The 12,407-nt window shown below is 47.4% G+C and carries 10 protein-coding genes; all 10 read left to right on the forward strand.

Annotated elements, in window-relative coordinates; translation table 11 throughout:
- The first annotated feature begins 125 nt into the window (after positions 1–125).
- The 10 genes from rbsR (at position 126) to ACYVR3_RS09040 (ending at position 12,374) form a co-directional block, all read left to right on the forward strand.
- Positions 126–1,145, forward strand: a complete 1,020-nt coding sequence (gene rbsR, locus ACYVR3_RS08995) for a ribose utilization transcriptional repressor RbsR (protein ID WP_461243980.1) — start codon at positions 126–128, stop codon at positions 1,143–1,145.
- A 730-nt stretch (positions 1,146–1,875) separates the two neighbouring features.
- Positions 1,876–3,111, forward strand: coding sequence for an arginine deiminase (arcA, locus tag ACYVR3_RS09000; protein ID WP_054736688.1), 1,236 nt, complete (start codon positions 1,876–1,878; stop codon positions 3,109–3,111).
- A gap of 21 nt (positions 3,112–3,132) precedes the next feature.
- Positions 3,133–4,161 (forward strand): ornithine carbamoyltransferase, encoded by a 1,029-nt coding sequence (argF, locus tag ACYVR3_RS09005; RefSeq protein ID WP_461243981.1) that lies wholly within the window; start codon positions 3,133–3,135, stop codon positions 4,159–4,161.
- A 175-nt stretch (positions 4,162–4,336) separates the two neighbouring features.
- On the forward strand, positions 4,337–5,335 hold the full coding sequence (gene arcC, locus ACYVR3_RS09010; RefSeq protein ID WP_461243982.1) for a carbamate kinase: 999 nt from the start codon (positions 4,337–4,339) through the stop codon (positions 5,333–5,335).
- Positions 5,336–5,516: 181 nt separating this feature from the next.
- Positions 5,517–6,218: a Crp/Fnr family transcriptional regulator gene (locus ACYVR3_RS09015; RefSeq protein ID WP_461243983.1), complete on the forward strand. Its 702-nt coding sequence runs from the start codon at positions 5,517–5,519 to the stop codon at positions 6,216–6,218.
- 97 nt (positions 6,219–6,315) lie between these two features.
- A complete protein-coding gene (locus tag ACYVR3_RS09020; protein WP_054736696.1) occupies positions 6,316–7,401 on the forward strand; it encodes a mandelate racemase/muconate lactonizing enzyme family protein in 1,086 nt (361 codons plus the stop codon).
- Between the two features lie 14 nt (positions 7,402–7,415).
- Positions 7,416–8,306: a C40 family peptidase gene (locus tag ACYVR3_RS09025; RefSeq protein WP_461243984.1), complete on the forward strand. Its 891-nt coding sequence runs from the start codon at positions 7,416–7,418 to the stop codon at positions 8,304–8,306.
- A complete protein-coding gene (locus ACYVR3_RS09030) occupies positions 8,303–9,049 on the forward strand; it encodes a serine hydrolase (protein ID WP_461243985.1) in 747 nt (248 codons plus the stop codon). The genes ACYVR3_RS09025 and ACYVR3_RS09030 overlap by 4 nt, the downstream gene beginning before the upstream one ends.
- 90 nt (positions 9,050–9,139) lie before the next feature.
- Positions 9,140–10,192, forward strand: a complete 1,053-nt coding sequence (locus ACYVR3_RS09035) for a DUF1002 domain-containing protein (protein WP_054736703.1) — start codon at positions 9,140–9,142, stop codon at positions 10,190–10,192.
- Positions 10,193–11,372: 1,180 nt separating this feature from the next.
- Complete coding sequence (locus ACYVR3_RS09040) at positions 11,373–12,374, forward strand: C40 family peptidase (RefSeq protein WP_461243986.1); 1,002 nt, start codon at positions 11,373–11,375, stop codon at positions 12,372–12,374.
- Positions 12,375–12,407 lie beyond the last annotated feature (33 nt).

Consider the following 12,407-nt stretch of genomic DNA (forward strand, 5'->3'; position numbering starts at 1 on the left):
CTAAATGCGGGTACAATATCATTAATAACGGCTCGCCAATAGTTGGTTAAGCCGGATATACGAAAGCGACAAGCTAGTTGATCAAGGGGACTTAGTCGGCTAGCTTGGGCAGTGGGAGGCAACCCGTGACACAAAAAGTAACGATCAGAGATCTCGCCGAAGCAGCGGGGGTCTCTGTCACGACAGTTTCACAGATTTTAAACGGGAAGGGTGACCGTTTCAGCAGCGATACCAAAGCGCGGGTCTTGAAACTTCAAGAAAAACTCGGTTACGTGCCAGACTATAACGCACGTAATTTAATTATGCGCTCAACTCAGACGATTGGGGTGTTAGTGCCCAATTTAGCGAACCCGTTCTTCAGCATGTTTATTAAGGGGATTCAGCAGGCCTCACAAAATAATAAGTTTATTCCAATTATCTTTGATGCCAACCAGAATCAAGAATTACAAAGCATGTATCTGGAAGAACTGATTAAACGGGCGGCTAACGGCCTCATCATCGCCAGTGCAACGCTAGATGCCAATGATATCGATCGCATTCTAACCCGAAACGGCATTCCGTACCTCTTGTTTGATCAAAACGATGCTCAAATTGGGGATCGGGTGTGGGTCGATGACTATAAGGGTGGCCAAATGGTGGCAAAATACCTGCTGGCTGCTGGGCATCGCCGAATTGCCCTCTTGGTGGGTGAACAGGTCACCCAAAACATCCAGCAACGAATCGACGGTTTCAGATCCGTAATGAAGCAGTATCGCTTATCACTACCGGATGAAATGGTGGTTCAGTCACCGATGACGAAGCTGGGTGGTTATCAGGCAACCGATGAATTGCTTCGATTAAAACCGAGTGCGATTTTTGCCATCAACGATGAAATGGCGATTGGTGTTTACCGTGGTTTCCAAGAACGCGGTGTTCGGATTCCAGCCGATATTTCGATCATGGGCTACGATGATATCGACCTCGCCGATTTTATCACGCCAAAATTAACCACGATTCACCAACCGGCATTTGAAATGGGGCAGGTTGCGACTGAATTGTTGATCGAACGGATTCAAAATCCGCGGTTGATGCATCAAGATAAGCAATTACCGTTGGAACTGATTGAACGGGATAGCGTGATTGCAAAGCAGGTTGAACAGAATTAATTAATGATTTTTAAGCGCGATGTTGACTGGGCGTTAGTTAGCATCGCGCTTTTACTGTCGTTTGTGTCCAGCGTAAGTATTGGGTGCGATTTGGGTGTTGGCTGTTTGTCGTCGCTTCGCTCGTCAAAGCCGCATAAAAATCCGCGCTCTCAGGCTACAAAATTCGGCGCCACTTAAACTGTCATTTCTAGGGTTCCTGAAGTTGTAGGAACTTGTCAACCACGCGCTTTCTGGCCACCGCGCCGAATAGTGCTACACGAGGCAAAAGGCTATGTGTAACGGCCTCTAAGTCAAACTACCAAAAACCGGTAGTTTATCTTAGAGGCCGTTACACGCCGCCTTCTGACCGCCTCGCTCCGCACACTTACGCTGGACACAAGCATAAAGCAACATACAAAAACAAGTGAAAAATCGTTAATATACATAAATAAAATGTGAAATATGTGTGAATTAAATATGAACATTATACGATTAACCCATATTTAACAATGATTTGCGCTGAAATTATTATTTTAATCTAATTTTAATTCTCTAATTTTACGCATTGAAATATGAATATTTTATGACGGCCACGGTTAAAACTAGGCCTCAGCGTCATGATTCAAAGTCACACTTTCGTCACATATTAAAGTGTGACCGATTTCACATTTTGAATGTGACCAACTTCCAGATAGTGGGTTGGTGTTCGGTTTATCATAAAGTTGTTCAAAAGAGATAGGAGGGACGCACTATGAAAACCCCAATTCACGTTACATCTGAAATCGGTAAATTAGACGTTGTTATGTTGAAACGGCCTGGCGCTGAAGTTGAAAACTTTACACCTGAAATGATGCCCCGTCTTCTATTTGATGATATCCCTTACTTACCGGTCGCCCAGCAGGAGCACGATCACTTTGCGTCAACGCTGCGGGACAACGATGTTGAAGTTTTGTATTTAGAACAATTAGCTGCTGAAGCCTTAGATGCAGGTGGTGAAGCCGTTAAGGATGCCTTTTTAGTTCAAATGCTTGCAGAATCCGGCTATGCGGCTGGCATCTTACACCACGTGTTAAAAGATTACCTGCTGTCGATGACCACCCAAGAAATGGTGATTAAAATTATGGCTGGCGTTCGCAAAAACGAACTGGATTTTGTGCCACTCGACCTCGTTAGTGCGGCTGAAGAACAGGATTATCCGTTCTTCATGGATCCAATGCCAAACCTATACTTTACCCGGGATCCAGCAGCTTCAATCGGTGACGGGCTTAGTATTAATCACATGACGTTCCCAGCTCGGCAACGGGAATCACTCTTTATGGAAACCATCATTAACCACCACCCACGCTTTGCTGATCAAGGCGTGAATGTGTGGCGGGATCGGAATCAAACGACTCGAATCGAAGGTGGTGATGAGCTGGTTCTTAGTGATACCGTGATTGCTATCGGTGTTTCGGAACGGACATCTGCCAATGCAATCGAAGATATCGCGCGTAACCTGTTTGCCAAAGATAGTGGTTTTGAAAAAGTGCTGGCAATTCGAATTCCGCACAACCACGCCATGATGCATTTGGATACCGTATTTACGATGATTAACACAGATCAATTTACGGTACATCCCGGGATTTTGGGCGAGGGTGGTCAAATTGATACTTGGACGATTACGCTTGGCAATGACGGTGAACTACACCTTGAGCACGACCGTGATTTGAAACGGGTGCTCAAACAGGCGTTAAATCTAGACGACCTCGACTTAATTCCAACGGGTGGTGGCGATCCATTAATTGCGGATCGGGAACAATGGAATGACGGATCGAACACATTAGCGATTGCCCCCGGCGTGGTAGTTACCTATAATAGAAACTATGTATCAAACCAAGTTCTCCGCGAACATGGTCTCAAGGTACTGGAAGTGCTTTCCAGCGAACTATCAAGGGGTCGTGGCGGCCCACGTTGTATGAGTATGCCACTTGTTCGTGAAGACCTATAAATCGAAAAGGAGATCATTATTATGACAGACTTTAAAAATAGCGTTTTTCAAGGACGGTCACTACTGGCTGAAAAAGACTTTACAGCGGCTGAACTCGAGTACCTGGTAGACTTCGGGTTACACTTAAAGGCCCTTAAAAAAGCGGGGATTCCACACCACTACTTGGAAGGCAAAAACATTGCCCTGTTGTTTGAAAAAACGTCAACAAGAACCCGGTCAGCATTCACGACCGCTGCAATTGATTTAGGCGCTCACCCTGAATTCCTTGGGGCCAACGATATTCAACTTGGTAAGAAGGAGTCAGTTGAAGATACGGCCAAGGTTCTTGGCAGCATGTTTGATGGTATCGAGTTCCGGGGCTTTAGCCAAAAAGCGGTGGAACAATTAGCTGAATTCTCTGGCGTGCCAGTTTGGAATGGATTGACCGACGAATGGCACCCAACTCAAATGATTGCTGACTTCATGACCGTTAAGGAAAACTTTGGTCACTTGAAGGGCCTAACGTTAACGTTCATGGGCGACGGTCGGAACAACGTGGCCAACTCACTGCTTGTAACCGGTGCGATTCTTGGGGTGAACATCCACATCGTAGCGCCAAAGGAATTACACCCAGCGCCAGAAATTGAAGCGTTAGCCAACAAGTTTGCGGCTGAATCCGGCGCTCATATTTTGATCACCGATGACCTTGATGAAGGGATGAAGGGCACCAACATCATTTATACCGACGTTTGGGTATCAATGGGTGAAAGTAACTGGGAAGAACGGGTTAAGTTATTGACCCCTTACCAAGTGAACATGGCAGCGTTGAAGAAGACGGGCACCCCTGATGATCAATTGATCGTGATGCACTGCTTACCAGCCTTCCATGATACAACCACTGAATATGGTAAGGAAATTGAAGCTAAATACGGTATTACTGAAATGGAAATTACGGATGAAGTCTTCCGGAGCAAGTATGGTCGTCAGTTTGAAGAAGCTGAAAACCGGATGCACTCCATCAAAGCAATCATGGCTGCAACCTTAGGCAATTTGTTTATCCCACGCGTTTAACGCTAACGGATAGTCAACTAATGAGACTTGGTCGCGGACTGCCATTTCCGGTAATTGCGGACTAAAGTCAATCAGTGAGCCAGGTGAGCGGACAACGTCACTTGGCTCTTTGTTTAACCAAAACGACAATGATCAACGCAGATTCGATGACAATCCAGAAAGGACGCTGATTTTCATGACAAATCGTAAAATTGTGGTCGCCCTTGGTGGAAACGCCATTTTAGCACACGATGCTTCCGCCCAAGCGCAACAGCAAGCACTACTTGCGACGGCAAAATACCTAGTGGAGTTCATTAAACAGGGTGATCAACTCATTATTTCACACGGCAACGGGCCTCAAGTCGGTAACTTACTGTTACAACAAGCGGCCGGTGCAAGTGAGCAGAATCCACCGATGCCTCTGGATACAGCTGTTGCAATGACCCAGGGCAGTATCGGTTACTGGATGCAAAACGCGATGGCGGAAGTGATTGCTGAAAACGGCCTTGAAGTTGACGTTGCATCCGTGGTGACACAGGTTGAAGTCAGTGCTGATGATCCAGCCTTTAAGCACCCCACGAAACCGATTGGACCGTTTTATACGAAAGCCGCGGTCGATGAACTGAAGGTTGCCCATCCAGAACAGCAGTTTGTTGAGGATGCCGGTCGAGGTTATCGACGGGTGGTAGCGTCACCTCGCCCAATTGGCGTGAAGGAAGCTGGCGTGGTCAACCAACTGGTTAAAGCGGGAATCGTGCCAATCTCAGTTGGTGGCGGTGGTGTGCCGGTGGTTCGTGAAGGCAATCGATTAGTTGGCCGAGAAGCCGTAATCGATAAGGATTTTGCGTCGGAGAAACTGGCCGAACTCGTTGGCGCAGATCTGTTGATTATCCTAACGGCGGTAGATCACATCTTCGTTAACTTTAATCAACCAAACCAACAGCAGTTAACGCAGGTGTCGGTCAGTGACTTGAAGCGGTACATTGCCGAAGATCAATTTGCCAAGGGGAGCATGCTACCGAAGGTTGAAGCGGCAATTCAATTCGTTGAACATCGCCCAGCTGGTCAGGCAGTGGTGACGTCGTTAGAAAACATTGGTGAGTTTTTAGCAACTGGGAGTGGCACGGTCATTTCAGCAGATGTCCGTGATGCGACGCGCCCTGATGATGAACTCACGACAACGACCCATGATTGATCGTTGAATGAATTGAGCACGCTGTGGTTGGGGTTTCCCTCCGAGACTTAACCGCGGTATAATGGGGCAAGAAGTAACCCATTACAATGATGAGTACCAATGAATGAGTAAACAGGTGACGTCGTCGGGATTACCGGCGGGGTGACCTGTTTTTACGTAGCGAAAGGGCGGACAATCAATCGTGACTCAAACGCAATCAGCGACGACGTACCGGGCATTTTTAAAGCAGCAAGCAGAGTTTAGGGCCTTCGAAACACAGGAGTTTGATCAATTAACGACCCACTTACAGGTCAAACAATATGCCAAGGGGCAGATTTTATTTGATCAGGGTGACCGCCGGGACCGATTTTACTACGTGATTAAGGGCGTCATCCGACTTGAACGGGTGGATGCCAGCGGTAGTTTTAGTTTCATCAACTACGTCAAGGCACAAAAAGCGTTTCCGTACCGGGGGCTTGATTTAGATCCGGATTATCCCTACACTGCGATGGCACTAACGCCAATTACGATTGCGGTGTTCGATATGGCCGATTTTGAAACCGTTGTGGCTGAAAATAGAGCCGTCAGTCAGCAGGTGATTCGCCAAATGAGTCAGTTGATTGAACGGACCGAAACCCGGTTACAGCGAATGGTGACTTCAAGTGCTGCCAGACGCGTTCAGCAGGCGCTTTTAATTTTGGGCACCGACCTTGGTCAGCCAATCAACGAGACCGAAATCGAAATTCCGTACCCGATGACGTTGATTGAACTAGCTCATATTAGTGGGACGACCAGAGAGACTGCTGGGCAAGTCGTGAATAAGCTGGTTGCTGCTGGCACCATCAGTTATCAGCGGAAACGGTTCCGGTTTTCACCGTCAGTTTTAGGGGCGTTAACAAAATAACGGTCGATTCAAGCACGATTTTATGAATTTGGCTGAAGTTAGTCCTTATTTATGATAAATTGGTAATAAAGTAATGAGAGAAAGAGGGATGGTTCATATGTCAGCAACCATTAAATCAATTCAAGTATTTCCAATTGCGGTGCCGTTAAAGTCACCGTTTAAGACGGCGCTTCGGACGGTCACGACCGCCGAAAGCTTATTAGTGAAGGTTACCGATTCAGATGGCGTGGTTGGTTTGGGGGAAGCGGCCCCAACTGCGGCGATTACTGGTGATACTAGTGCAAGTATTCGTTACGCAATCGAGACGGTGTTAGCACCCAAGGTGATTGGGGCATCATTAGGTAATGCGGAGGCGTTGAAGCAGACGATTGAAACCGGGATCGTGGGTAATCACAGCCCCAAAGCTGCCTTGAACATTGCAGTAAATGATTTATTGGCCAAACATGCGGGCGTTTCGCTGGCCGAATATCTGGGTGGCTATCGTACCCAAGTTCGCACAGATTATACCGTTAGTGTTGGGACAACGGATGCAATGGTGAGCCACGCAACTGCGCTCGTTGCTGAAGGTTTCGATACCTTAAAAGTGAAAGTTGGCAACCAGTCACCATTTGAAGATTTAAAACAGGTCCGCGCGATTCGAGAAGCAGTTGGTCCGGATATTAAGTTACGATTGGATGCTAATCAGGGCTGGCGAGCAAAGCAGGCGGTGGTGGCGATTAACCAGATGGTTGATGACGGCTTAGACATTGAGCTCGTTGAACAACCTGTACCAGCGGACGATTTTGAAGGCATGGCCTACGTGACTGACCGGACGCCGATTCCAATTATGGCGGATGAGAGTATTTTTTCCGTCAAAGATGCGTTACGACTCTTGAAAATGGCGGGTTGTGATATTATTAATCTAAAGCTAATGAAGGCTGGTGGCATTGATAATGCACTTAAAATCAATACGCTTGCGGCCGCCTTCGGAGTACCGTGCATGGTCGGTAGCATGATCGAGTCACAAGTTTCAGTTACTGCAGCGGCTCAAATGGCAGCTGCCAAGCAAAACATCGTCTACTATGATTTAGACGCTGCAATGATGTTTAAGAATCAACCGACGACTGGCGGTATTACGCACCAAGGCGGACTCATTACGATTCCGGACGCCGCCGGTCTCGGCATTGAATTTGAAACCAAGTAATGGGGTGAGGGAGAATGGAAACCAGACGCGTGATCGTACCCGTTGCCACAATGTGGACTGGTACGGATAAGCCGCGGTCAATCGATGAATTGGCGTTAGCGGGCGAAACGAAGAAGTGGGTCGCTCAGATGTCTGATGAGCAGACAATCGACTTATGTGATGCTAAGCGCTTGGAGACTCAGGCAACGTTTAATGATGAGGTGATTCTTGCTCACGTAGAAGGGTCGTGGGCTCAGGTTTATTTAACGAGCCAGCAAGACGATTCGGATCCACGAGGGTACAAGGGGTGGTTACCGTTAAAGTTATTATCAACGACAACGGTTGATTATCCAGCAACCACTTCTCGACTTCGGATTGCTGTGCCGTTCACCACGTTGTATGATGCGGAAAAGCAACCGATTTTTGAAATTACGATGGGCACCGAACTTAGTGAAATTGCCGTTGATGGCGACTGGATCAAGGTTGCAACGCCCCTTGGTGATGGCTATATCGAAAAAACGAGTATCATCGTTACTGCAAAGGGTGAAAATAACGGTGCCAAGATGGTTGATATGGCGCAACAATTTATGGGCCTTCGATATCTCTGGGCTGGTATATCACCATACGGATTCGACTGTTCTGGCTTTATGTATACGTTACATCGGGTACTGGGGTTTGATATTCCCCGAGACGCTGATGATCAACGGTTAGGTGGTCAGCCAGTTGCACCTGAAGATCTGATGCCAGGCGATTTACTATTCTTTGCTTATGAACATGGTAAAGGTTATGTACACCACGTGGGGATGTACTATGGTGACGGGCGGATGATTCAGTCCCGCACACCAGGCAAATCTGTCGATATTGCGAAGTTAACGGAGATGCGGTACGCACCCGAGTATGTTGCTGCTCGGAGGTATTGGCGATGAGCTTAGCTGATCGGCTGACGACGTTAGTGGCGCCGTATGAGTCGTTGGTTGCCGGTTGTGTTTGGCAGGGTGAGCAGTGCATCTGGGCGACTCGTGAACAGGTAAGCTATCCAGCGGCCTCGACCATTAAGCTGGCGATTTTGGCGACGCTGTTAGACCAACAACCAGATCTTGATCAACCCATTTCAATGACACTTTCACCAAAAGTGGGTGGTGCGGGTGTGTTACAACTTCTGCATGCCACAACGATGCCGTTACGCGATGTGATGGCACTCATGATTTCGGTTTCGGACAATTACGCGACCAATTTATTGATTGAATTGGTCACGATGCCGGCGGTGAATCAGTGGTTGGCTGTGCATCACTTTCAACAGACGCAGCTGAATCGGTTATTAATGGATGGTACTGCGGCTGCCGCTGGCCATGAAAATCAGATCTCAGCGGCGGATGCGGTGGGGATTTTGCGGTACCTGTTACGTGAACATCCTGTTGTACTGCCGTGGTTGTTAAACCAGCAGTTTCGTTATAAGTTACCAGCTAGTTTTGATGAAACCACTTCGACGATTCAAGTGGCAAATAAAACGGGTGAGGGACCATTGATTGACCACGATGTTGCTCGATTTAAGACGGCATCTGGGCAGTTTGACGTTGCGATTTTAACGCAGGGGTTTGAACACCGACAAGATGCGTTAACGTTGCTGTCGTCAATTGGCGCTGAACTGGCGACTGCGTTACAGAATTAATATAGTTTTGTTAAGAAGACTACCGGAAACGGCGGTCTTTTTTAGAACGTGCTACACTAGGCATAACCTAAAGTGAAATGAGGAATAAGAATGAAAACGACGGTTCGCACTGGCCTGATTTGCGGGGCACTATTACTCTTACTAGGGACTGGCGTACCACAACTTGTTCATGCCGATACGGCAACTGCTGATACTACGACGACTAGCACCACTGCAAACAGTGATGTTAACAGCGATAGCAGTAGCGATGACAGTGGTAGTGCAGTCCAAACCAAAGCTCTCTCGAAGCCGTACGTTGCCTATGGCGCCGGCTTAGCTTCAGAGGATAAGGACGCCGTTGCGAAAGCACTGGGGGTTCAGTCCAATTATCAAAGTTTAACGGTAACCGGATCGGACTATGCGACATATATCAATTCTGCGGGCACAACGGATGCTAGCATGATCAGCTCCGTTTCACTGGCACCGGCTGATCCGGGTTCCGGCGTGAAGGTCAATATTGCGCAATATAACGGCGCGGATAACATTACACAGGTGACGTCGCAACAGTATGCCATGGTTGCAACAATGGCGGGGGTTAAAGACGTGATCATTACCGTGACAGCTGATAAGGCGGTTTCCGGTGAATCGGCCTTAACGGGCGTTTATAAGGCGCTGGCTGCGGATGGCTTAACTTTGAACCAGCAAAACACTCAAGCCGCCAATAGCGTGCTGGAAGCAACCCAACCAGCGATCAACCAAAATTCAAGCGATAAAAAATACCCGGGGAAGTTAATGTCCGCCGTGGGTGATGTGTCGTCAGACTTGGCTAAAAAGCGTCAAGATGATAACCAGTATGCGACAAAGGCCGAAATTAAGCAGATGCTGGACGAGGCCTTAGCCAAACAAGGTATTCAATCGCAGACGTCAACAACCGTTATCAACCAACTAGTCGTTGCCCTGAGCGCGGTCCAAAAGGCGCCGGTCTCATCAACGTCGAGTTATGTTGATAACGCCAAGCAAGTTGCCAACAACTTAAAGAACTCAGTCGGTGATAGCATGGCTAAAATCAAAGACTTTGCCAGCTCCGCTGATACTAGCGGCATCATGGGCTTCTTGAACCGAATCTGGCAAGCAATCGTTAACTTCTTTACGAATTTGTTTTAACAATTAATATAGTAGTGAACCGATTGGCTGAATGAGCTGATCGGTTTTTTTGTGTTTATTTACGTTTGTGTCCAGCGTAAGCATCCTTCTGTTTAGTTTGTGAAGTATGGTGATTTGCTTGAACTGTCGATTCCGGTAGTCAACTAGGTTCCTGCTGTGGGGCCGGCCTGAGCCAAAAGGCGGTCTCAGCCCTCGAATTGAAGCCTCGCCAAAAATCGTGCGAGTCTTCAATTCGTCCCCGATAATCGGCGGTTGTTGAAAGTTCGTCAACAACCACCAATTATCGCGACACAGCATCCACCTAGTTGACTACCTGCATCTCACATTGCGCAATTCGGCGCTATTGCAGAGCATCTCAAGTGTTTAACTGCACGTTTGACTACGAAATTACAACGATTTGTTTTGCCAAATGTGACACGCAATAGTATGCGTACAATCGTTGACTTATTGCGGTTACTGTACATTGACCACAATCGTTTCTGCAGTTGTTGAAGTACCAGCTAACGGTTTCGTCACGCGGTTCCGTCAACTTCAGAATGTGACAGCCAGATGTTCTGTTATCGACAGCGCACCATGTAGCGGGAGGCGGAGGCGCGCGAGGCTCAGCAGTGTCGGTATGACTTAAGCAGTCGTAGTCCGTGGGGTTCGGGCTGCGAGTGCTTTAGTCATACGCGGGTCCGGAGAGATCCGGCATGGGCGTTTTTTGCCCATTCCTAGCTCGTAGGCCCGCCACTGCGTTCCAGCCTCGCATAGCGCCGGAGCTTCCCGCGGCATCCTCCCACAATTCAAAACCAGAATCACTTCACAAACTAAACATGCTTACGCTGGACATAAACGTAAGCACAAATAGAAGCACAAATGGAAGCACTAAAACCCTACAGAAATGAAACAATACTAGATAGAATGTTTGATATTAGAATAGAATTGTGGAATGTTGATTCTGTCACAAACTTGTAACGTGACCGTAACGTTGACATAAATGTGGGAGCTAAAGCCCGGTACATTAGGATTTGCATTTAGAAAACGGTAACAAATGCCATGAAAAATCCATCGTATCGCAAGGGATTCTTAAGCTTTTTGGGGAAAAATTTAGAAAATGTGTTAAGATAAATTTGTAATTCTATAAAAGCGCCATCACCGAACGCTGAAAAACGCGATAAAACAGGAGGGGTGATCCGATTTGGGAAAACAACACACATCTGTAAAAGTCATCACGGCTGGTATGATTGGGGCCGCTGGCTTCATGTTAGCCGGGCCTGTGCAATCTGCAAGTGCTAAGACGGTTACAGTAAAATCGGGGGATACCGTCTGGCAACTTGCCACCAAGTACGGCGTCTCTATGAGCCAATTAGAGAAGAGTAACCACCTTAAGAACGGGGTTATTTATGCAGGTCAAAAGTTAGTCTTATCAAGTAGTAAGGCAACGACCACTAACACAACAACGACGACAACTAAAACCACGACAAAAAAGGCGAACGCAGCTGCTGCATCTGTTAGCAGCTTATCGTCAACATCAACTGCAACCGCATCTACATACACCGTAAAATCTGGAGATACACTCTGGAAGGTTAGCAAAAAATACGGCGTGACGATCGCTCAATTAAAGCAATGGAACGGCTTGAAGAGCGACATGATTGCTGTTGGTCAAAAATTAGCTGTTAAGAAGGCTGCTGCAACGAGCACCGCATCTTCTTCAGCAACAGCAACAACCACGCCTAAGGCAACGAAATCAGCAACCACAACAAAGAAAACAACAACTAAAGCCGCAACAGCTTCAACAACTACCAAGGCAACGACTACTAAAGCGGACGCCGCCGCAACGACTTCCGTTGCTAGTTATGCGGTTAGTTTGGTTTCGAAGAACATCCCTTACGTTTGGGGCGGTGCGTCGTTAAAGGGCATGGACTGCTCAGGATTGACGCAGTACGTCTACGCACACACGACTGGTGTTAGCCTGCCACATAACACTGTTGCACAAGAAAAGATGGTGTCAAAGCACTCTGTTAGCTCAGCAGTCCCAGGCGACCTGTTGTTCTGGGGTGCCAGTGGTGCGACTTACCACGTGGGCATCTACATTGGTAACAACGAGTACGTCAATGCACCAGTTCCTGGCGAAAACGTCCAAATTGCGACGATCAGTAAGTATTTCGCACCAAGCTTTGCCGGAACGGTCAACGGATAATAATAGTTAGAGATTAATAAGAAGCTTTACGAA

The sequence above is a fragment of the Secundilactobacillus muriivasis genome, assembly GCF_054785195.1.